The organism is Vagococcus jeotgali (assembly GCF_035918315.1).
Taxonomy (GTDB): domain Bacteria; phylum Bacillota; class Bacilli; order Lactobacillales; family Vagococcaceae; genus Vagococcus; species Vagococcus jeotgali.
The window spans coordinates 348,565-371,079 of sequence record NZ_CP142146.1; the positions used below are offsets into that span (position 1 = coordinate 348,565).

Sequence of the window (22,515 nt, forward strand, 5' to 3'; positions counted from 1 at the left end):
TAGATTTCTCCTATTAAGCGTCAACATCTATTGCACTATAAAGCGTACGAAGTTACGCACTAATAAGGAGGAAATACAAATGGCTCAAGGAACAGTAAAATGGTTTAACGCAGAAAAAGGTTTCGGTTTCATCACTCAAGAAGACGGTGAAGATGTGTTCGCACATTTCTCAGCAATCCAAGGTGACGGATTCAAAACTTTAGAAGAAGGTCAAGAAGTTACTTTTGAAATTGAAGAAGGACAACGTGGACTTCAAGCAGTTAACATCGAAAAAGCTTAATTCTAACTAAAGTCAAACACTACTAGGAATTTTCTTAGTAGTGTTTTTTTATTTTGTTTTTAAATAGTTAGTTTAAGTGCTAACTAACTAACTATAAAGTGGTATTATTTGTTTTGTTAGAAGAGAAATAAACTAAATAAATAGAAAAGAGGAAATAAACATGTACGAAACACATATTTTAAATCAATTAGCACTGCTATCACGTCAACCGTTTTTAATGTTTACTCATCAGATGGAAAGTAAACAAGATAATACATTTAAAACCTTGAAATTTTTAGCTAATAAAGAACAAGTAACCGCAGGGATGATTTCAGAATTTTTAGACGTGAAGCCTTCTAGTGTCACACAGATTATAAAAAAATTAGAGGAAGCAGGAACTGCTAAACGAGTGAAGTCAAAAGAAGATGCTAGAGTCACGCTTGTTGAAATAACAGAAAAAGGTAGTCAAGTGTTAGAAGATAAAAAAGATTTTTCTGACAGCTTATATGATGAATTATTTAAAGGATTTAGTGAGGAAGATTTAGAAAAATTAGATTGTTATTTAAGTATGTTAATAGATAATTTATCAAATGAGAAGTTGACCAAAGAAATGAGTGATTTTTTCTCTAATGATGAGAGATGGCAACATTTTGAACAAATGTCTTCTCGTTTTGGTAGAGCAAGAGGGCAAATGATGGACGGGGTAGATTTTGATATGAGAAAACATCATCATATGGATCGTGATAATAGAGGTCCTAAAGGATTTGGTGGATGGAAAAGGGGCAAGTAAATGGAAGAACGTGGAGGTTACAGAGTGGAGGGCAGTGAGAAATCTTTTTCTCTAAAAGCTTTTTTACAATTAATCCAAAAAACAAAACCTAAATATTTACTATTAGTCATAGGAATGCTACTACTTATGGTGTCATCAGGTATACAAGTATATGTACCAAAACTTGCTGCAACTCTTGTTGATGGCTTTGCAACTGGGATTAATCAATCTTTATTGATTAAGGTAGTTATCTTATTTGTTTTATCAGCAATAGTATCAGCTATTGGAGGTACAATCTTAGGTGTCTTTGGTGAAGATGTGATTAAAAAATTAAGAAATATGCTATGGAATAAATTGCTTACTTTAAAAGTTAGTTATTATGATACAGTAAAAGCAGGAGAGACTTCAAGTCGCTTAGTTAATGATACTGCACAAGTGAAACACTTATTAGCCACTGTTTTTCCTCAGACTCTATCTAGTTTAATTTTAGTGATAGGATCAGTTTATATGATGTTTCGTATGGACTGGAGAATGAGTGTTGCTATGTTGGTAGTTGTACCAATTGTTGTGATTATTATGATTCCTATTTTTAAATTTGGTTCAAAAGTAGGACGTTTAAGACAAGATTCTTTAGCTGGATTTAATGGTGTTGCCAGTGAGACTTTTAGTGAAATTAGATTAGTTAAAACATCAAATGCTGAAAAACAAACAGAAAAAAAAGCTCAAAAAGAAATCAATACTTTATTTAGTGTTGGGAAAAAAGAAGCCATTTTTGATGCGATTATGCAACCAATGATGATGATGATTATGATGAGTATGATTTTTGGTTTACTTGCATATGGAATGTATCGTATTTCTAAGGGAGAAATGGAAATTGGTACTTTACTAAGTTTTTTAATGTATTTGTTTAATTTAATTGGAGCCTTACCAAGCATTGCGACATTATTTAGTGAATTAGCTAAAGCATCTGGCTCTACAGAAAGAGTGCAAGGGATTTTAGATGAAGAATCTGAGGATTATACATCTGGTATTAATGTCGATTTGAGTGGTGATACACTAAAAATGAATCATGTTAATTTTTCTTATGAAGACAGTGATTCTATTCTAAAAAATATTTCTATTGAGGCAAAACCCAATCAAGTAATTGCTTTTGCTGGTCCTAGTGGTGGTGGAAAATCAACTCTCTTTGGTTTAATAGAAAGATTTTATGAGCCAGATAGTGGTGAGATTATGATTGGAAACACCAATATTAAAGACATTAATTTACTTGATTACCGTAGTCAAATCGGCTATGTTGCTCAAGATAGCTCTATTATGTCAGGGACTATTCGTGATAATTTAATTTTTGGTTTAGAAGGTGAATTTTCAGATGAGAAACTATGGCAAGTGTTGGAACTGGCTTATGCTAAAGTTTTTGTAAAAGAGATGCCTAATCAGTTAGATACTGAAGTTGGTGAACGTGGTGTGAAAATTTCTGGAGGTCAACGTCAACGATTAGCGATTGCTAGAGCCTTTTTAAGAGATCCAAAGTTATTGATGTTAGATGAAGCAACAGCAAGTCTTGATAGCGAATCAGAGATGATGGTTCAAAAAGCCCTTGCTAATTTAATGGAGAATAGAACGACGCTTGTGATTGCACATAGATTATCAACGATTGTAGATAGTGATGTGATTTACTTTATTGAAAAAGGTACTATTACAGGTAGTGGAAATCACGAAAATTTAGTAGCTGAGCATAAGACGTACGCAAGGTATGTTAGTGAGCAGTTTAAACTTAATCAAGATTAAATCTCAGGAGCTAAAGTCTACTCTTGTAATAAGACTTTTGATCTCCTGTTTTTTTATCTTTGAAATAAATAATGAAAAATATGTGTCAATCGAACATAAAAATGTCCCAAAATGAGGGCTCACATTAGCGCAATCTTTACTGCGTAAAACTTGCACTAATGTGACCATTATTGGTAAAATAAGGTACTTTTTGTTTCAGGCTGTTTTTTCAGCCTCATATTCTTCGATAGTACGGTCAATACTTTGAAGATACCTTTTGAAAGACTCAAGTTTCCACGGATGTGACTGTGGTGGAATGTACTTGCGTCTTTCTTTTTTTATATCTGAAGAAACCCCATCAAACTCTTTTGAATAGGTCTCGTGGGTTTTTAATCGTCTAGTAGGATAAATTTTTTCTGCTATATTAACATAAATCTCCCCGTTAAAAGCTTTTATAATTAATGCTTTTGTTTTTCTTGTAAAATATTTGTCGCTACTACCTTCCATTGGAAGATAAAATTTATTTTGATACTTAATATGATGGCCATTATCGACTATACGATGAGAGACAGTAGCTAGTAATAAATTAATTTCAGCTGTTGTAGGAGAAGTTTCATAAACACTTTCTGCAGTTTTGTGACCAAATTGTCGATTAAACTTTCGAATCCATACAGATAGAAATTGATTAGCCTCCTCTATAGAATGTATATTTGCTATCTCAAGATCAACAGGCAATCTTGATTGCACTGTCCCATTTAAACGTTCTACACGACCTTTCGCTTGAGGAATAGAGGATGTTTTTATGTCAATACCTAATTGATGACAAGCAAACCCAAACTGCGTGAACGTATCTTCTTCTACAGCTTTTGTTGATTTTCTGTTGTACTCAAAGACGGTTCGTTTATCTGTTAGAAAAGTGGCAGGAATCCCTTGTTTTGTCAGAATTTGATGAAGAACATGGTAATAACCATTGAGCGTTTCCTGTTGGTCAAAATAAGCGCCAACAATATTACCTGATGCGTCGTCAATAGCTAAATGAAGATGAGTTATTTGATTTCCAAACCAATTATATGAACTAGCATCTAATTGAATTAATTCTCCTTTGTATTTTTTTCTAGGTCGACTAGGATGGGTCTTTTCAGGGAGTTCTAGGTAGTCTTCAGCTCTTGGAACCAATAGGTTCTCTGATTGTTTGGTTTATTGACCTTCTTGCTTTATTAATTGTTTGAGTCTTCTTTTTGTCTTTTTTTGAGCCTTTGGTGAAAGTATTTTTGCTTTGTACAGGATGCTTCTAATTGTAGTATCTGTATAACAGATATGATGGTCGTTTTTCAGTATTTCAGTAAAATGCCTAATATTTGGTTTAATACTAAACGATTGATAACTAGTGATTATTTGTTGTTTTACTTTTTCAGGCACAGAGTGCTTATTTTTTCTCCCTCGATTTTTATGGACAAATGCTGATTTACCATTTTCCCTGTATGATTTCACTAAACGGTTAATTTGTCGTATAGATAAATTAAGTTCAACACTAGCTCTCTTTTTTTGTTTTTTATTTTCAGCGACAGCTTTAATAACTTGATACTTTTTGGTTTCATTCATTGTTAGATTTATCCTTTTCATAAAGTTATTTTATCATTTTGGGACATTTTGTCTTTCGACCTACTTAGGACATTATCACTTTCGAATGATACTTTGAAATAAATAATGAAAAATATGTTGACTTTCAATCATATCTTTCGTATACTAATGGAGTTGAGAAATTGAAGCAGAAGCACCCGCTTCTCGCCTGAGTAATATGATATTACTGGGCTAGATAGATGAATTTTGATAGTTTTATCAAAAATTATGTTGGTGCGGGGTCTTTATTCAAATAAAGAACTCGTTTTTTTCTGTGTTTTTCTCTAAAAAATTCGGAGGTGAATGACCATAGCAAAAGATATTATGGTGAACGACGGCATTCGTGCAAGAGAACTACGTTTAATTGCAGCAGACGGAGAGCAGTTAGGTGTCAAAACTAAAGCTGAAGCCCTAGATATTGCTGCCAAAGCAAATTTAGATTTAGTAGTAGTGGCTCCAACAGCTAAGCCCCCAGTTGCAAAAGTAATGGATTATGGAAAATTCCGTTTTGAGCAACAGAAAAAGGAACGCGAAGCCCGTAAAAAACAAAAAGTCATTAATGTTAAAGAAGTACGACTAAGTCCAACGATTGATATCAATGATTTTAATACCAAATTGCGTAATGCGCGTAAATTCCTTGAAAAGGGCGATAAAGTGAAAGCTTCAATCCGTTTTAAAGGTCGTGCGATTACTCATAAAGAAATTGGTCAGAAAGTCTTGGAACGCTTAGCTGAAGAAACGAAAGATATTTCTAACGTGGAACAGAAAGCGAAAATGGATGGTCGTAGCATGTTTATCATGTTAGCACCAAAAACAGATAAGTAGTATAGGATTTGAGGAGGAAAATATCATGCCAAAAATGAAAACTCACCGCGGACTAGCTAAACGTGTTAAACGTACTGGTAGCGGAAAATTAAAGAGACATCATGCGTTTACAAGTCACCGTTTCCACGGGAAAACTAAAAAACAACGTCGTCAATTACGTCGTCCAGCAATGGTTTCAGCAGGAGACTACAAACGTATCCGTCAACAATTGACTCGTATGAAATAATTTTTTAGTTGCTGATAATAACTAAAAACTTCAAAGAATTATAAAGTGAACAACTCAAGGAGGAATTATCATGGCACGTGTAAAAGGTGGAAAAGTATCACGTAAGCGTCGTAAAAAGGTACTTAAGTTAGCTAAAGGCTATTACGGCTCAAAACATAGATTATATAGAACAGCGAAAGAACAAGTGATGAAATCTCATACTTATGCATTTAGAGATCGTCGTCAAACAAAACGTAACTTCCGTAAATTATGGATTGCTCGTATTAACGCAGCAGCTCGTATTAACGGTTTAAGCTACTCTAAATTCATGCATGGATTAAAATTAGCAAACATTGATATGAATCGTAAAATGTTAGCTGACATCGCTATTTCTGACCCAGCTGCTTTTGCAAGCTTAGCAGAAACAGCTAAAGCAGAATTAGCTAAATAATGAAATGAAAAAACCTTACCAGTGATGGTGAGGTTTTTTATTGTTTTATGATATTTACTTAAACTAGGTAAAATATATTCTGCTTGATTTATCCTATATAGTGCTTGTTATACATCGTATAACGATTATTTTTGGCTATCATTTATGTTTATAACTATATTTTCACTCATTATATTAATTTTTCACTATTATGTTTGTTTTAGTGTATATATACGTAATTAAATATGTATGTAGTTTGAAAGGTTGCGTCAAGAATTATGTGTAAATGGAAAATCCATTCCATTATTTTAAGTTAAAACATTGATTCTAATGTATCTTGAATTTCCTTAAATCCTTTATGACTCTACCTAAAAACTTTTGGTTATATTCATTGAATTGAGAAACAAGGAATCTCTCCAGAGATTCTTCATTAGGAAATTGTTCTTTTCTCTTTTTATATTTTTTAACTGTTTATTGAATCCCTCAATCAAGTTAGTTGAGTAGATAGTTCTTCTGATTGATGGCGGGAAGTTATAGAAAGTTAATATAGCAGGATTCATGAGTAACTTCACAACTCGTGGATACTGCTTTTTCCATTTTTCTGTCATAAAAGTTACTTGTTCAATTGCTTCCTCTTTTGAAAGAGCTTGATAGACAGTTTTAAAATCATCACAGATTTCTTTTCTATCCTTAACACGAACTTTATGAGCAATATTTCTAGAGACATGAACACAACATTGTTGAAATTGAGCATTTGGATAGACACTATGGATGCTATCCGTGAATACTGCTTAAACCATCAGTTACAACTAATAAAACCTCTTCTAAACCACGGTCTTTTAGGTCTTGAAGTATCTCTTTCCAAATGTAGGCAGATTCAGTTGGAGTAGTAGTAAATCCTAGAACTTCTTTGGTTCCATCTAACCGGATACCAATTACTATGTAAATAGCTTCTTTTGCTACGGTTTTCCTTTTTACTGGAATATGAGTAGCATCCATAAAAATAACTGAGTATTTAGCCTCTAAAGTTCTTTCTTTAAAAGCTAAAACATCTTCAGATACAATTTTACTTATGTTTGAAATAGTTTGTGGCGTGTAATAATGACCATACATCTTTTCAATTAAATCAGAGATTTCAGACATCGTTATTCCTTTTTGAAATAGCTGAATAATAGTCGTTTCTAAAGAGTCATTGGTTCTTTTATAAGCAGGTAATGTTTGTTGAGAAAACTCACCATTCCTATCTCTAGGGATTACTAAATTTAGTTCTCCATACTCCGTTTTAAATGAACGTGAATCATTCCCATTTCGGGAATTACCTGAATTAACTCCAGATCTATCATATTTTTCATAGTCAAGAAATGCTGTCAGTTCAGCTTTTAATAATGAATTAATAGCTAGCTCTAGATGATGGCGAAACAAATCATCCAAATCACCTTTATTGATTAGTGTTTCCATAATTTCTGTAGTAAAATTATTCATGAGAAAGTCTTCCTGTAAAATTTCTGTGTGGTAACTTTAATTTTACAGAATGGACTTTCTTTTTTTCTACCCTAAATTTTTATTTACACAAAATATTTTATGCTATCTGAGAATAAGTGGGAAGAAAAGAAAAAATTTACCATTGAAAAAGATTAGGCCAAAGAATTAAATGATACTGCTGCTCTTGATGAAAAACCGGCCCCTTTCCCGTGGATGACTGTGGCTTTAATTGCGATACTATTAGCCTTTATCTTGCTTGCTTTTTACCTCATAAGAAAAAACCGGAAATTACATGAAAAATCAGCTAAACAAAATAAATCTAAAAAAAGTAAAAAAGGTAAAAAATCATTAGCATCAAAAAGACGAAACCGTACAAAAAATAAATGATTTTAATTAGATGAAAATTTCACAAAATAATATAAAAAAGCTTACTAGATAGGGGAGTAAGCTTTTTTTTTGTGTTTTAAATATTTACAAGAAGAAACTATATATAGTTGTCAATGGTTTTTTTATATAAATATAATACTATATATAGATTTATCTAGTTGAAAAAAAGGAGGGGATACTATATGATAGGTATTGAGAATAAAGAAGGAGTTAGGTGAGCATGATAGAAATAAACCGACTAAATACACGTGAAAAAAGTAACGAAAAACTAACAGAAACCATTCAGGTGATTAAACGCGATGGACGTACAGTTAGTTTTGAAGAGGGGAAAATTACTTCAGCGCTACTAAAAGCAGAGTCAAAAATTAATGGTGAAATAAGCCCATTGTCATTACAAAAAATAGAGATGCTAGTTACTAAAATTGTGAATGAGATAAAAAGTAGATTTAAAACAGACATTAAAATTTATGAAATTCAAAATATTGTGGAACATACTTTACTAGAAAATAGAGAATATGATTTAGCCAAGGAGTATATTAACTACCGAACAAATCGTGATTTTGCTAGAAGTCAGTCCACTGACATCAACGTGACGATTGATAAGCTTCTTAATAAAGACTCTAGACTAGTCAATGAAAATGCCAATAAAGATAGTAATGTATTTAACACACAACGTGATCTAACAGCCGGGATAGTCGGTAAATCAGTTGGGTTAAAACTATTACCAGCTCATGTATCTAATGCTCATCAAAAAGGGGATATTCATTATCATGATTTAGACTATCATCCGTATTCACCTATGACAAATTGCTGCTTAATTGATTTTAAAGGCATGCTAAATAATGGCTTTAAAATTGGAAATGCTGAAGTGGAATCACCTAAATCGATTCAAACGGCTACAGCTCAAATTTCTCAAATTATTGCTAATGTGGCTTCAAGTCAATACGGAGGATGTTCAGCAGATAGAATTGATGAATTTTTAGCGCCATTTGCTAAGAAGAATTATGACAAGCATCTAAGTGATGCTAAAGAGTGGATTGAAGATACGAGTAAGCATGATGCTTATGCCAAAGAAAAAACACAAAAAGATATTTATGATGCGATGCAAAGTCTGGAATATGAGATTAATACACTATTCACATCAAATGGGCAAACTCCCTTTACATCATTAGGATTTGGCCTTGGAACAAATTGGTTCGAGCGAGAAATTCAGCGTGCGATTTTTCTAAATAGAATTAAAGGGCTGGGGGGAGAACATCGTACAGCGATTTTCCCAAAATTAATCTTTACTATTAAAGATGGTGTCAATCTTAAAGATAGTGATCCTAATTATGATATTAAAGAATTAGCCTTAGAGTGTGCCACTAAAAGAATGTACCCTGATATTTTAAACTATGACAAACTAGTTGAGCTGACTGGTAGTTTTAAAGTACCGATGGGGTGCAGGTCTTTCTTACAAGGTTGGAAAAATGATCAAGGGGAAGAAGTAAATGCTGGACGTATGAACTTAGGTGTTGTGACACTTAATTTACCTAGAATAGCTCTTGAAGCAAGTGGTGATATGGAGAAATTTTGGTCAATTTTAGATGAACGTTTAGAGATTGCTGAAGATGCGTTGTTGTTTAGAGTGAATCGCTGTAAAGAAGCCATCCCAGAAAATGCACCGATTCTTTATATGTACGGAGCATTTGGTGAAAGACTGAAAAAAAATCAATCGGTCGATGAACTGTTTAAGCATAGACGAGCAACAGTATCTCTTGGTTACATTGGACTTTATGAAGTGGCCTCAGCCTTTTACGGAGGAGACTGGGAAGACAACCCAGAAGCGAAAGAGTTTACTATTAATATCTTAAAATATTTAAAACGTCAAACAGACTCTTGGAGTGATGAGTATGATTATCACTTTAGCGTATATTCGACACCTAGTGAGAGTCTAACAGATCGATTCTGCCGAATTGATACGGAAAAATTTGGTGTAGTCGAAAATATTACTGATAAAGACTATTATACAAATAGTTTTCATTATGATGTGAGAAAAAATCCAACACCATTTGAGAAGTTATCTTTTGAAAAAGATTACCCAGAGTTTTGTTCAGGAGGTTTTATTCATTACTGTGAATATCCTGTTTTGCAACAAAATAGGAAGGCTCTAGAAGCTGTTTGGGATTATTCTTATGACAAAGTAGGTTATCTTGGAACCAACACCCCAATTGATCGTTGTTATGAGTGTGGGTTTGAAGGAGATTTTAATCCGACTGAACGTGGTTTTGAATGTCCAAATTGTCACAATAGAGATCCAAAAACTTGTGATGTGGTGAAAAGAACATGTGGTTATTTGGGTAACCCACAAGCTCGTCCAATGGTTCAAGGTCGCCATAAAGAAATCTCAGCTCGTGTGAAACATATGAAGTGATTTGCTTATAAATTAAATATTCGCAAAATTAAGTGGGGTGACGCGTTGTCAACCCTCTTATTTTTAGGAGGATTAGAAAGATGAAAAATCCCAAGCCTAAAGAGTGGCTGGCAAGTCAGTATAGCCAAAGCTATATTGCTGATTATAAACCTTTTATGTTTGTTGATGGTGAAGGAGTCAGATGCAGTATTTATGTGAGTGGTTGTTTGTTTGCTTGCAAGGGTTGTTTTAATAAAGCCATTCAAAATTTTAAATACGGCTCGCCTTATACTAAAGAATTAGAAGATCAGATTATCGAAGATTTGAGTCAAGATTACGTCCAAGGGTTGACCTTACTTGGCGGAGAACCTTTTTTAAATACAGGTGTTTGTCTATCATTAGTAAAGCGTGTTAAAGAAGAGTTAGGGGATACTAAAGATATTTGGTCGTGGACAGGTTATACTTTTGAGGAATTGTTACAAGAGTCAGAGGATAAATTGGAGTTGCTTTCTTTAGTTGATGTGTTAGTAGACGGGAGATTTGAACTTGAAAAGCGTGATTTATCCCTGCAGTTTAGAGGAAGCAGTAATCAGCGTTTAATTGATGTGAAAAAATCTCTAAGAAAAGGCAGTGCTGTGATTTGGGAAAAATGTATTGATCAGGAAGCGTATGAGAGGTGAGCAAGGTATTTTATGGGACATGATTAAAATAGAATTTAGCATTGAAAGGCTTAATTCTATTATTTAAATAGAAGATATTAATTGGGACTTCAATACGCATGAAAAGGATTTTTAAATCTAATAATAGTAAAACATATCAATGAATTTGGTTGATATGTTTTTTTATTTTTATAAAAAAGTTGACAATATTATAGAAAGGGTTTACACTTTATTTAAGTGGTTACTACCAGTTGGTAGTAACAATACAATTAAGGAGATGAAAAAATGTTTAATGCCATAATTACAGGTCATGGTACATTTTCAATAGGTATGTTAAATGCTTTAGAGATGATTGCTGGTAGTCAAGAAAAAATGAAAGCCATTCCATTCTTAGAAGACGATTCATTAGAAAATTATCAAAATAAGATAATAGATCACATGGATGAACTGACTAAAGGTGAGGAAACGCTAATTGTATTTACTGATTTATTAGGTGGTACACCATTTAACACATCAATGTTATTAAGCTCAGATAAGCCTAATATTTTTGTGATTGCTGGGACAAATTTACCAATTCTTTTAGAGTTCGTTGTACAGCGTTGGGCAGATGATGAACCTAAAGAAGTATTAACTAAATTAATAGAAACATCTAAATTAGGAACAGTGCTAGGTGACATACCAAAGGAAATTATTGTTGAAGAGGAAGATGGTATCTGATATGTGGCAAAATATTTTATATTCATCAATAGCAGTGATCATTATTATCGTACTAATCATTTTAGTTGTGTATTTAGTAAACATGAGAAACATGAAGCAACAGAAAAATCATTATCGTGAGATTCATGAAAACCTAAAAATTGGTAATAAAGTCATTGTCTTAAATGGTATTTATGGTAGCGTTGACAAAATAAATGAAGATACCATTGATTTAAAAGTTAAATCAGGTGCAATCATAGAGGTATCAAGGTATAGCATTACAAAAATAATTAAATAATAAATTGGAGGAATTACAAATGGCAAATATTCTATTAACAAGAATAGATAATCGATTAATTCACGGACAAGTAGCAACTCAGTGGTGCGGCACTATTGGGGCGAATTTAATCTTAGTAGCAAATGACAAAGTGGCAAATGATAAGGTTAGGCAAGGTTTGATGGATATGGCAGCTCCAACAGGGGTCGCTACAAGATATTTTTCAATTCAAAAAACAATTGATGTTATTGGTAAGGCTGCTGATAGACAAAAAATTTTTATTATAGTCGAAACACCTGAAGATGCTTTGAAGCTAGTTGAAGGTGGGGTAGATATTAAAAAAGTTAATATTGGAAATATGCATATGGCAGAAGGTAAACGCCAAGTTGCAACAACTGTAGCAGTTGATGAAGCAGATATACAAGCATTTCGTAAGTTAGAAGAGGAGGGTGTTAAATTAGAGATTCAACGAGTTCCATCAACAGCTGTAGAAGATATTTCTAAACTATATAAATAGAAAGGAAGTTTATAATGGATTACTCATTTATGCAGATTTTATTAATATTTATTTTTACATTTATTGTTGCCATTGATCAATTCAATTTTTTGGAATCATTGTATCAACCGATTGTAACTGGTCCAGTTATTGGATTAATTTTGGGAGATGTTCAAACAGGTCTGATTGTTGGAGGGACTTATCAATTAATGACAATTGGTAATATGCCAGTAGGTGGAGCACAACCGCCTAATGCTGTTATTGGAGGGATTATGGCAAGTATCTTGTCAATTACACTAAAACTTGATTCGACTGCTGCCGTAGCAACAGCAATACCATTTTCTTTATTAGGGCAATATGCAGTAACGTTGATCTTCTCGTTAATGTCACCTGTTATGTCAGTTGCAGATAAATATGCTGAAAAAGCTGATACGAAAGGTATTGATAGAATTAACTATTTATCTATGGGGGCTGTTGGTTTATTCTTTGGTGTTATTGTTACTTTATTCTTTATTGGTGGAGCAACATTTGGAGACACAGTGGTAAACATGATTCCTGAATGGTTTATGGGAGGATTAAGTGCTGCTGGAGGTATGATGCGTTATGTTGGTTTTGCAATACTTATGAAAGTTATGTTATCTAAGGATCTATGGGGATTCTTATTTGCAGGTTTTGCCTTAGCGACAATCATTATGGCTGTACCAAGCTTGGGTGGACCGGCACTTATTATCCTAGCGTTCATTGGATTTGCTATTGCATTCTGGGATTTCCAAATCCAAACAAAATTTAAAACACAAAGTGCAAATAGTTATGATGGAGGAGAAGAAGATGGCATATAATATTCCAGATAATTACAAAGATACTCAGCCAGCAGCGCAGTTGGATAAAAAGACACTTAATAAAATGGTTTGGCGTTCTTTATTCTTACAAGCATCTTTTAACTATGAACGTATGCAAGCTGGTGGGTGGTTATATTCAATCTTACCTGGTTTGAAAAAAATACATACCAACGATGATGATTTATCAGCTTCAATGAGTCACAACTTAGAGTTTTTTAATACACATCCCTTCTTAGTTAACTTTGTTATGGGGATTGTTTTATCGATGGAACAAAACAAAGCAGATATACCAACAATTAGGGCTGTTCGTGTGGCTGCTATGGGGCCACTTGGGGGAATTGGAGATGCTCTATTCTGGTTTACTCTTGTGCCAATTACAGCAGGTATTACAGCTAACATGGCTATAAGTGGTAATATCGCAGCACCTTTTATTTTCCTTTTAATTTTTAATGGGGCTCAGTTTGCTTTAAGATTTTTCCTAATGCATTGGTCTTATAAAGTGGGAACTAATGCAATTGGAATTTTAACTGCAAATGCTAAGGAGTTTACCAGAGCTGCTAGTATTTTAGGTATTTTTATTGTTGGCTCTTTAATCTCTGTTTATGGTGCTACAAAAATAGAAGTAAACATTCCTAATGGAACGACTAATGAAGTTAGACATGTGACAACGGTCGTTCCTTCTGAAGAAGCGTTAAAAAATTATGAATCCCAATTGTACGAGACAGATGAGAGTGGAAATTTAACAGAAGCATTTCAAGAGGGAACTAGTATTACACCATTAGAAAATGGTGAATATGAGGTTGTTTTTGCACAAAACGAAGAAAAAGATGTATCAATTAATATTCAAGAAATACTAGATGGTATACTACCGCAGTTAATACCACTAGCTATTTCATTATTACTATACTTTTTATTAGCAAAACGTGGTTGGACACCACTTAAATGTATCGGATTAGTCTTGATTCTAGGCTTATTAGGTTCAGGACTAGGTATTTGGCCTTCTATTTGGCCGATGTAAGGATTAACAGATTTTTGCCCAATAAAATTAAGTGATATAATCAATGTTATTGAATATCTAGTAAATATATTGAGGAGAACTTAATTAATGGAAAATAAAAAACAGTCTTTATATGGTCAATTGGTAGATAAAATTAGAGAACAAATAGAGCAAGAGATGTCGCCTCATGATTTGTTACCATCAGAACGAGAATTATCAGAAATTCATGATGTTAGCCGAACAACAGTTAGACAAGCTTTACAAGAATTAGAGAACTTGGGATATATTTATAAAAAACCTGGTAAAGGAACATTTGTATCTAATATATCAACCAGTATTACAAATTTATCAGGTTCTTATAGCTTTACAGAACAGATGCGTTCTATAGGGAAAACACCTGAATCTAAAATTTTAGAATTTGAAATTTTAGAAAGTAATAGATATTTTAGCGAGCATTTAGGGATACATTTCGGAGAAAAAATCTATAAAGTGAAGCGTCTAAGACTTGCAGATGATGAACCGATGATGGTTGAAAGATCGTATTTACCATATAAAAAATTTCCAACATTAACTGCTGAACGTTTGGAACAAAAACCGATGTATGATATTTTTCCGGATGACTACGAACAACATATAAAATATGCTGAGGAAGAGTTTTATGCTAGTTTAGTTACTCAAAAAGATTCGAAATTGATAGATGTTCCAAAAAATTCAGCAGTGTTAAATTTAACAAGAAAAACATACAATCAAAATAATGAAATTATTGAGTATACCTTAAGTGTTGCTAAAGCAGATCAATTTAAATATAAGGTACTTCACAATAGGAGTAATAAGTAGGAGGATTATTATGCTACGTTGGTCACAAGATAAATTAGAAAAAAACAATGCAGATATTACAACCAGAGAGATTTTACAACAGCCGAAGTTATGGGAAGAAGTTTTAGATATTTATAAGGAAAATGAGCACAAAGTTAATAAATTCTTACATGATTTTAGTGAAGAAACTGGTAAGAAAGTTAGAGTGATTTTTACAGGTGCTGGAACATCAGCTTATGCTGGAGATGTTGTTAGACCACATTTAATTCGTTATGGAGATACTGATAAATATATATTTGAAGCTATTCCCACAACTGATATTGTCTCTGCACCATATAATTATTTAAAAGAAGATATTCCTACAGTTTTAGTGTCATTTGCTAGAAGTGGTAATAGTCCAGAAAGTGTTGCTGCTATTGAGTTAGCAAATGAAGTTGTTAGGGAAATCAGACACTTGATTATTAGTTGTGCCCCAGAAGGTAAATTAGCTCAAAATACTAAAGACGATCCACATTCGTATCTTATTTTAATGCCAGAATTATCGAATGACCAAGGGTTTGCAATGACGGGTAGTTTTACCTGTATGACATTAACATCTTTATTTATTTTTGATGAGAAGCATAAAGATCATAAAGAAATAGTTGATGCTATGGTTAGTATGGGAAATCAAGTGAGTGATTTAGAAGAAAACATTGATTTAATATTGAATGGAGATTTTAACCGAGTTGTTTATTTAGGTTCTGCTAGTTTGGGTGCACTGACTAGAGAAGCACAATTAAAGTTACTTGAGCTGACTGCTGGAAAAGTCTCGACTTCATACGATACATCTCTAGGTTTCAGACATGGGCCTAAATCATTTGTTGATGAACAGACATTAGTATTTACATTTATTAGCAATGATTTATATACGTCTAAATATGATGTTGATATTTTAGAAGAGATAAAAGGAAATGATATCGCTCAATCGGTAGTTGGTATTGCTCAGAACAAAACAAGCTATACAGGAGATAGTTTACTGCTAGATGAAGATTACATACTAAGCGATGCTTATTTGGCACTTCCATATGTGATGATAGCACAAGTAGTTAGTTTGTTAACAGCTGTTAAAGTAGGGAATAAACCAGATACACCATCCCCAACAGGTACAGTGAACAGAGTAGTTCAAGGTGTGACAATACATAAATTATAAAAAAGAGGTGTATGTGTATGACCTACTATATTAAAGCTAAAAAAATATTTTTAGAAAACCGTGAGGTAACAGATGCTTATTTAGAGATAACGGATGGTTTTTTTGGAAAAGTTGTTAAAGAAGTTAGCCCTGATGCTCAAGTAGTCGATTATGGTGATAATTATATTATTCCAGGATTAGTAGATACTCATATTCATGGGTTTAATAATTTTGATGTTATGGATAATTCTGTTGAAAGTATCAATGAAATATCAAAAGGAATACTCAGCTGTGGTGTGACAAGCTTTTTACCAACGACATTAACAGCTTCATTTGATGAGCTTAATGATGTTGCCAAGACTATTAGTCAATGTCTTACCACTATTAAGGGGGCTAAAATCCAAGGCATATTTTTTGAAGGTCCTTATTTTACAGAAAAACATAAAGGAGCCCAAAATCCAAGTTATTTCAAAGACCCATCTCTAAATGAATTTAATGAATGGCAAGCAAGTGCTAATGGACTAATCAAGAAAATAGCAATAGCTCCTGAGCGTGAACAAGCTAATGAATTTACTCAAGATCTTGTCTCAAAAGGTGTAGCTGTGGCTTTAGCACATAGTGATGCTACTTATGATCAGGCCCAATCTGTAGTAGATGCCGGAGCGACTATTTTTGTTCACACATTTAATGGGATGAGTGGCTTAAATCACCGTGATCCTGGTATGGTTGGTTGTGCCATGTACAACAAAAATACAGTCAGTGAATTAATTTGTGATGGGCATCATGTACATCCTGTCGCTGCTGATATTTTAATTAATACCAAAACAACTAAAAATATAGCTCTTATCACAGATTGTATGCGTGCAGGCGGTATGGTAGATGGGCACTATTTTTTAGGTGAATTTCCGGTAAAAGTAGAAAACGGGGCAGCACGACTTGAATCAAATGGCTCGTTAGCAGGAAGTGTTCTACATTTGATAGATGGTGTGAAAAATGTAGTGGATTGGGATATTACTACACTTACTGAAGCTATTAAAATGGGGTCAGAGATTCCTGCAAAAAGTGTCGGTATATTTGATAAATGTGGAAGTATTAGACAAGGCAAAGCAGCTGATTTTTTAGTAATAACACCTGAAATTAAATTATTAGAAACATATATTGATGGCAAAAGTGTTTATAAAAAATAAGGAGTTATGACAAATGACTATGACAGAGAAAAAAAGACGTTCTATGAAACAATTATCGACAAAAGATGGGTTTATTGCAGCGCTAGCTATTGATCAGCGCGGGGCACTGAAAAAAATGCTTGCTAAAGAAGGATTTACAGGAGATGAAACTAAAGCAATTATTGAGTTTAAAGAGTTAGTTTCAAAAGAATTAACACCGTATTCTTCATCTATTTTACTAGATCCAGAATACGGCTTACAGGCTTCGAAAGTACGTGATGCTGATGCAGGATTACTGCTTGCTTATGAGCAAACAGGATATGATACAACAGAAGTGGGACGATTCCCAGATCTTATTACGGATTTGTCAGTTCTTAGAATTCGTGAAGAAAATGCTGATGCAGTTAAATTCTTACTATACTATGATGTAGATGAAGATAAAGAAATCAATGAACGTAAACATGCTTTTGTTGAGCGTATTGGATCAGAATGTGTGGCAGAAGATATTCCGTTTTACCTAGAATTATTATCATATGATGCTAAAAATGATGATAATAGTAGTAAGGAATTTGCAAAATTAAAGCCACGTAAAGTTAATGAGATGATGAAAGAATTTTCAAAAGATCGTTATCATGTAGATGTATTAAAAGTAGAAGTACCTGTTAACATGAATTATGTGGAGGGATTTGCTGAAAATGATACTGACGTGGTTTATACACGTGAGGAAGCTCTAGCTCACTTTAAAGATCAAAGTGATATCACTGATTTGCCATTTATTTTCCTAAGTGCAGGAGTGAGTGCTGAATTATTCCAAGAAACACTACGCTTTGCTAAAGAAGCTGATTCAACATTTAATGGTGTTTTATGCGGTCGTGCTACTTGGAAAGACGGTGTTGCTGTATATGTAAAAGATGGTCCAGATGCTGCTGTAGAATGGTTACGTACTCAAGGACGCCAAAATATTGAAGAACTAAATGAAGTTATTAATGACACAGCAACTTCTTGGGAAACAAAAGTCAAGTAAGGAGATAGCTCATGATTTTAACGATAACTATGAATCCATCCGTTGATATATTTTACCGTTTAAATACTTTACACACGGATGATGTGAATCGTTGTAATGATTATCAAAAAACGGCTGGTGGAAAAGGACTAAATGTGACAAGGGTGATTCAACAAATGGATCAGCCTGTCATAGCTACAGGTCTAATCGGTGGTCCACTAGGTATATTTATTCAAGAAGAGTTAGATAAGCAGGGGATTTCTCATAAATTTTCTCATATTAGAGGATCTACAAGAAATTGTATTGCCATATTACATGATGAAGGAAAACAAACAGAAATTCTAGAATCAGGTCCTAGTGTTTCAGAAGTTGAGCAAGCAGATTTTTTAACATTATATAGTGATTTAATCAAAAAATCAGAAGTAGTCACCATGTCTGGAAGTTTACCACAAGGTGTATCAAATACGTTTTATGCTGATTTATTAAAATTGACTGCTGGTGAGACTAAAGTTATTTTAGATAGTTCAGGTGAGAGTTTAAAACAAGCCTTACTAGGTAAGAGTAAGCCTTACGCCATCAAACCTAATGAAACTGAGATTGCACAATTATTAAATGTATCTGCTGAGGATATGGAACATATTCCAGTAGTAGAATTATTGGAGGATTCTTTGTTTGAAGGTATTCCTTTAATTGTAGTATCAAAGGGAGCAGATGGGGCTTTGGTGAAATATCATGATGAGTTATTTGTTGTGTCTATTCCAAAAGTAAAAGCCATTAATCCTGTAGGTAGCGGGGATTCTACTGTAGCAGGACTTGCCATTGGTTTGTTACAAGATAAGTCAATTGAAGATGTGATCAAAACAGGAATGACTCTAGGTATTTTAAACGCCATGCAAGAGCAGACAGGATTTGTTAATCCAGCTCATTTTGATGAATTATTTTCAAAAATTAATGTAGATAAAATTGCTTAAAACAAAAACACACCTCTTGAAGTCATTAAAGAGGTGTGTTTTTTAAATACTTAACCAATGTAGTAGCTTTGGCATTAAAACAATGAGTATAAATAAAGCAATGATGATAAGTATGACAATGGTGATAAATTCTATAATATTTTTCATAAATAACCTCTCCTTCAATGTTTATCAAACTTAGTCCAGCTATAGTAGTATCATATCATCTTTATGCTAGTAACTAATAGTGATATCTGAAAATTTAATAAATAAAATGATAAAAAAATGGTGTTTTCTTTAACTTTTTAATGTATTTTTCATTTTTTAGAAATGATGTTATAATATAAAAGAAATAATTAAATGAGGTGAATGTATTGTTAGAAGAAAAAGATGAATTATTTTTAAAAGAATTAACAGATGCCAATGGTGTTCCAGGAAATGAAGACCAAGTTAGAGATGTATTTAAAAAATATGCTGACCCATACGCTGATAAATATTTAATTGATGGTTTAGGTGGTATTAATGCTCGTCATATTGGTGATAAAGAAGGCCCACGTGTGTTAATTGCAGGACACATGGATGAAGTTGGCTTTATGGTGACAAAAGTCACTGATAAAGGTTTTGTGGAGTTTCAAACCCTTGGTGGTTGGTGGGGTCAAGTCATGCTCGCTCAACAAGTAACGATTACAACAAGTACTGGAAAAGAGATTCACGGTGTTATTGGTTCTAAACCACCTCACGTATTATCTCAAGAAGCTCGTAAAGCGCCTTATGATATTAAAGATATGTTCATTGATATTGGTGCAACAAGTAAAGAAGAAGCTAGTGATTGGGGAGTGAAACCAGGAGATATGGTAACACCATTCATCGATTTTAAACGCATGAATGGCTCAAAATACTTGCTAGCTAAAGCCTGGGATAACCGTATCGGAACAGCTGTATCCCTTAAAGTTTTAGAAAACTTAGCGACTGAAGGTCACCCTAATATTTTATTTGCTGGAAGTAATGTGCAAGAAGAAGTAGGTTTACGTGGAGCTCGTACAAGTACTCATATGATCAATCCAGATATTGCTTTTGCTCTTGATACAGGAACAGCAGGAGATACTCCAGGTATGACACCTAAAGAAGCTGATTCAGTTTTAGGTGAAGGACCACAAATTTTAATCTTTGATGCTTCAATGATTCCACACCGCAAGTTACGTGATTTTGTAGTTGAAGTTGCTGAGGAGATGGAGATTCCTTTCCAATATACTGTCATTACTGGTGGTGGAACAGATGCTGGTATGCAACACGTATCACGTGATGGCGTCCCTTCACTTGCGATTACAGTACCAACACGTTACTTACATTCTCACACATCAATTATTCATGAAGATGATTATTTGAATACTGTGAAGCTTGTGACAGAAGTTGTTAAACGATTAGATGATAAAAAAGTTCAAGAATTAACGAGCTATTAATCAAGTAAAGACTAGCCAATATGGTTAGTCTTTTATTTATACAAAATTGTATGCTAAAAAGACAACACATCTTGATATTTCATAAAAAAATAGAAATTAGGTAACTTTAGTTGTGTATTTAAGCGCTAACTTGTAACATGAGTTTATACATATTTATATTTTAAGGAGAGTGTCAGATATGATTTTTGTATCCAATGAGGGAATCACAGACCCACGTATTAATTTAGCGATTGAAACATACCTAGTTCAAAAAATGCCATTAGAAGAGCCAATTCTACTATTTTATATTAATGAGCCTTCTATCATCATTGGTCGTAACCAAAATACCATTGAAGAAATTAATAAGGACTATGTTGAAGAAAAAGGTATTCACGTTGTTCGCCGTTTAAGTGGTGGTGGGGCTGTGTACCACGATGAAGGGAATTTAAATTTTAGTTTCATTACGCCTGATGATGGTGATTCATTTAGAAACTTTAAAAAAGTCACTCAACCAATTGTAGATGCCCTGCATGATATGGGAATTGAAGGGGCTGAGCTTAAGGGGCGTAATGACTTAGTGATTGATGATAAAAAATTCTCAGGAAATGCTATGTATGCGACAAATGGCCGGATGTTCGCTCATGGAACACTCATGTTTGATAGTGATGTGAATGAAGTAGTGAATGCTCTTAAGGTAAGAAAAGACAAGATTGAATCAAAAGGAATCAAGTCTATTCGCTCACGTGTAACAAATATCAAACCTTACTTAGCTGATGATCATCAACATATGTCAACGAAAGACTTTAGACAAGAAATATTACTTAAAATATTTGAAACAGATAATATTGATGATATTAATGTTTATAAATTAACAGATGAGGACTGGAAGGAGATTAATGATATTTCTGATGATCTGTATCGTAATTGGGACTGGAATTACGGTCGGTCACCTGAATTTGATATTGTTCGTCGTAAGCGTTTTTCAATTGGTTCTATCGAAGCTAAAATGAATGTGACTCACGGTGAAATCAGAGATATTCGTATTTACGGTGACTTCTTTGGCTTAGGTGATATTAAAGACGTAGAGGAAACCTTAACAGGCGTGAAGTATGATCGTGATGCGATTGCTGCGGTTGTGAGACATATTGATGTGAAGAAATATTTTGGAAATATTGAAGCAGAAGATTTAGTAGATTTATTATATTAAAATCACAAAGGAAGGCCTTTTATCTACAAAGAGATGAGAGGTTTTTTGCTATAGAAAAGGGGATGGGAATGATTCATGTAGAATTGACACGATTTAAGGTTAAAGAAGGTAAGTTTAGTAAAGTTGACGAATGGTTAGCATTTTTAAATAAAAACATGACAGAAACGTTATTGACCTTGGAGAAAGGAAAGATGTATGTTGAGACTATTTTTAGAGAAGTACTTAATGATGAGGAATATCTATATTGGTATTCAGTCCAAGGAGAAAATGGACAAGAAATAGAGGATTCTAATTCTTGGATAGACAAACGACATTTACAATACTGGGATGAGTGTATTGATAAAGAATTTAGACCGGTAGATTTAGAAACAAAAGTGGTGATGATACCAGAGTCTATTAAACAGCATATGACGTAAGTAATAAAAAAGAAAGGAGCAAAAAAGATGTCAGATAAAGAATTACTCAAAGCAGAAGAAATTCGTAAAAAGAATGATAAACTTCGAAAAGAAGGTAGAGAACCTAATACAGGATGGGGGAAACTAGTCAATACAACATTTGGTGGTGGGGCATCCAGCGGTGGTATGGCAGGCAATATTATGGCAAATGATAAAATGGAAGCAACAATTGAAGATATAGGACATAAAAATAGTTAATAAAAAGGCGATG

Annotated in this window: 22 protein-coding genes, 2 pseudogenes and 1 other annotated feature; of the genes and pseudogenes, 22 read left to right on the forward strand and 2 right to left on the reverse strand. The window is 33.5% G+C overall.

Annotation, left to right across the window (positions count from 1 at the left end):
• Nucleotides 1-79 precede the first annotated feature (79 nt).
• From VSF34_RS01855 to VSF34_RS01865, 3 genes are all read left to right on the forward strand, one after another.
• Nucleotides 80-280, forward strand: a complete 201-nt coding sequence (locus VSF34_RS01855) for a cold-shock protein (RefSeq protein WP_326717414.1) — start codon at nucleotides 80-82, stop codon at nucleotides 278-280.
• A 160-nt stretch (nucleotides 281-440) separates the two neighbouring features.
• Nucleotides 441-1,049 carry a MarR family winged helix-turn-helix transcriptional regulator gene (locus VSF34_RS01860; RefSeq protein WP_326717415.1) on the forward strand — a complete coding sequence of 203 codons (609 nt, stop codon included), beginning with the start codon at nucleotides 441-443 and terminating at the stop codon, nucleotides 1,047-1,049.
• Complete coding sequence (locus VSF34_RS01865; RefSeq protein ID WP_326717416.1) at nucleotides 1,050-2,816, forward strand: ABC transporter ATP-binding protein; 1,767 nt, start codon at nucleotides 1,050-1,052, stop codon at nucleotides 2,814-2,816.
• A 195-nt stretch (nucleotides 2,817-3,011) separates the two neighbouring features.
• On the opposite strand, the pseudogene VSF34_RS01870 reads toward VSF34_RS01865, so the two are convergent.
• A pseudogene (locus VSF34_RS01870) lies at nucleotides 3,012-4,397 on the reverse strand (ISNCY family transposase).
• A gap of 158 nt (nucleotides 4,398-4,555) precedes the next feature.
• Nucleotides 4,556-4,693, forward strand: a sequence feature (ribosomal protein L20 leader region).
• A gap of 25 nt (nucleotides 4,694-4,718) precedes the next feature.
• Between VSF34_RS01870 and infC the strand changes: the two are divergent.
• The 3 genes from infC (at nucleotide 4,719) to rplT (ending at nucleotide 5,896) form a co-directional block, all read left to right on the forward strand.
• Nucleotides 4,719-5,240, forward strand: a complete 522-nt coding sequence (gene infC / locus VSF34_RS01875) for a translation initiation factor IF-3 (protein ID WP_326717417.1) — start codon at nucleotides 4,719-4,721, stop codon at nucleotides 5,238-5,240.
• A 25-nt stretch (nucleotides 5,241-5,265) separates the two neighbouring features.
• A complete protein-coding gene (rpmI, locus tag VSF34_RS01880) occupies nucleotides 5,266-5,466 on the forward strand; it encodes a 50S ribosomal protein L35 (protein WP_326717418.1) in 201 nt (66 codons plus the stop codon).
• Nucleotides 5,467-5,536: 70 nt separating this feature from the next.
• Nucleotides 5,537-5,896, forward strand: coding sequence for a 50S ribosomal protein L20 (gene rplT, locus VSF34_RS01885; protein WP_326717419.1), 360 nt, complete (start codon nucleotides 5,537-5,539; stop codon nucleotides 5,894-5,896).
• A gap of 292 nt (nucleotides 5,897-6,188) precedes the next feature.
• On the opposite strand, the pseudogene VSF34_RS01890 reads toward rplT, so the two are convergent.
• Nucleotides 6,189-7,357, reverse strand: a pseudogene (locus VSF34_RS01890) (IS256 family transposase).
• A 607-nt stretch (nucleotides 7,358-7,964) separates the two neighbouring features.
• Here VSF34_RS01890 and nrdD point away from each other — a divergent pair.
• From nrdD to VSF34_RS01970, 16 genes are all read left to right on the forward strand, one after another.
• Nucleotides 7,965-10,157, forward strand: a complete 2,193-nt coding sequence (nrdD, locus tag VSF34_RS01895; RefSeq protein WP_326717420.1) for an anaerobic ribonucleoside-triphosphate reductase — start codon at nucleotides 7,965-7,967, stop codon at nucleotides 10,155-10,157.
• Between the two features lie 80 nt (nucleotides 10,158-10,237).
• Nucleotides 10,238-10,816 (forward strand): anaerobic ribonucleoside-triphosphate reductase activating protein, encoded by a 579-nt coding sequence (gene nrdG / locus VSF34_RS01900; protein ID WP_326717421.1) that lies wholly within the window; start codon nucleotides 10,238-10,240, stop codon nucleotides 10,814-10,816.
• Between the two features lie 264 nt (nucleotides 10,817-11,080).
• Nucleotides 11,081-11,512 carry a PTS sugar transporter subunit IIA gene (locus VSF34_RS01905; protein ID WP_326717422.1) on the forward strand — a complete coding sequence of 144 codons (432 nt, stop codon included), beginning with the start codon at nucleotides 11,081-11,083 and terminating at the stop codon, nucleotides 11,510-11,512.
• Between the two features lies 1 nt (nucleotide 11,513).
• Nucleotides 11,514-11,789 carry a preprotein translocase subunit YajC gene (gene yajC, locus VSF34_RS01910; protein ID WP_326717423.1) on the forward strand — a complete coding sequence of 92 codons (276 nt, stop codon included), beginning with the start codon at nucleotides 11,514-11,516 and terminating at the stop codon, nucleotides 11,787-11,789.
• Between the two features lie 19 nt (nucleotides 11,790-11,808).
• A complete protein-coding gene (gene agaV, locus VSF34_RS01915; RefSeq protein ID WP_326717424.1) occupies nucleotides 11,809-12,285 on the forward strand; it encodes a PTS N-acetylgalactosamine transporter subunit IIB in 477 nt (158 codons plus the stop codon).
• A 14-nt stretch (nucleotides 12,286-12,299) separates the two neighbouring features.
• The gene (locus VSF34_RS01920; protein ID WP_326717425.1) at nucleotides 12,300-13,103 is read left to right on the forward strand and encodes a PTS mannose/fructose/sorbose/N-acetylgalactosamine transporter subunit IIC; all 804 of its coding nucleotides are present in this window, start codon (nucleotides 12,300-12,302) and stop codon (nucleotides 13,101-13,103) included.
• Nucleotides 13,093-14,121 (forward strand): PTS system mannose/fructose/sorbose family transporter subunit IID, encoded by a 1,029-nt coding sequence (locus VSF34_RS01925; RefSeq protein WP_326717426.1) that lies wholly within the window; start codon nucleotides 13,093-13,095, stop codon nucleotides 14,119-14,121. Before VSF34_RS01920 ends, VSF34_RS01925 begins: the two co-directional genes overlap by 11 nt.
• A gap of 87 nt (nucleotides 14,122-14,208) precedes the next feature.
• Entirely contained in the window at nucleotides 14,209-14,937 is a 729-nt protein-coding gene (locus VSF34_RS01930) for a GntR family transcriptional regulator (RefSeq protein ID WP_326717427.1), read from the forward strand.
• 10 nt (nucleotides 14,938-14,947) lie between these two features.
• Complete coding sequence (locus tag VSF34_RS01935; protein ID WP_326717428.1) at nucleotides 14,948-16,105, forward strand: SIS domain-containing protein; 1,158 nt, start codon at nucleotides 14,948-14,950, stop codon at nucleotides 16,103-16,105.
• 17 nt (nucleotides 16,106-16,122) lie between these two features.
• Nucleotides 16,123-17,271 carry an N-acetylglucosamine-6-phosphate deacetylase gene (nagA, locus tag VSF34_RS01940; RefSeq protein WP_326717429.1) on the forward strand — a complete coding sequence of 383 codons (1,149 nt, stop codon included), beginning with the start codon at nucleotides 16,123-16,125 and terminating at the stop codon, nucleotides 17,269-17,271.
• A gap of 19 nt (nucleotides 17,272-17,290) precedes the next feature.
• Nucleotides 17,291-18,274, forward strand: coding sequence for a tagatose-bisphosphate aldolase (gene lacD / locus VSF34_RS01945; protein WP_326717996.1), 984 nt, complete (start codon nucleotides 17,291-17,293; stop codon nucleotides 18,272-18,274).
• An 11-nt stretch (nucleotides 18,275-18,285) separates the two neighbouring features.
• Entirely contained in the window at nucleotides 18,286-19,224 is a 939-nt protein-coding gene (locus VSF34_RS01950) for a hexose kinase (RefSeq protein WP_326717430.1), read from the forward strand.
• Nucleotides 19,225-19,577: 353 nt separating this feature from the next.
• Complete coding sequence (locus VSF34_RS01955; RefSeq protein ID WP_326717431.1) at nucleotides 19,578-20,663, forward strand: M42 family metallopeptidase; 1,086 nt, start codon at nucleotides 19,578-19,580, stop codon at nucleotides 20,661-20,663.
• Between the two features lie 178 nt (nucleotides 20,664-20,841).
• Complete coding sequence (lplA, locus tag VSF34_RS01960; RefSeq protein ID WP_326717432.1) at nucleotides 20,842-21,849, forward strand: lipoate--protein ligase; 1,008 nt, start codon at nucleotides 20,842-20,844, stop codon at nucleotides 21,847-21,849.
• Between the two features lie 68 nt (nucleotides 21,850-21,917).
• Nucleotides 21,918-22,265, forward strand: a complete 348-nt coding sequence (locus tag VSF34_RS01965; RefSeq protein WP_326717433.1) for a DUF6176 family protein — start codon at nucleotides 21,918-21,920, stop codon at nucleotides 22,263-22,265.
• 27 nt (nucleotides 22,266-22,292) lie between these two features.
• Nucleotides 22,293-22,502, forward strand: a complete 210-nt coding sequence (locus VSF34_RS01970; RefSeq protein WP_326717434.1) for a hypothetical protein — start codon at nucleotides 22,293-22,295, stop codon at nucleotides 22,500-22,502.
• Nucleotides 22,503-22,515: the final 13 nt, after the last annotated feature.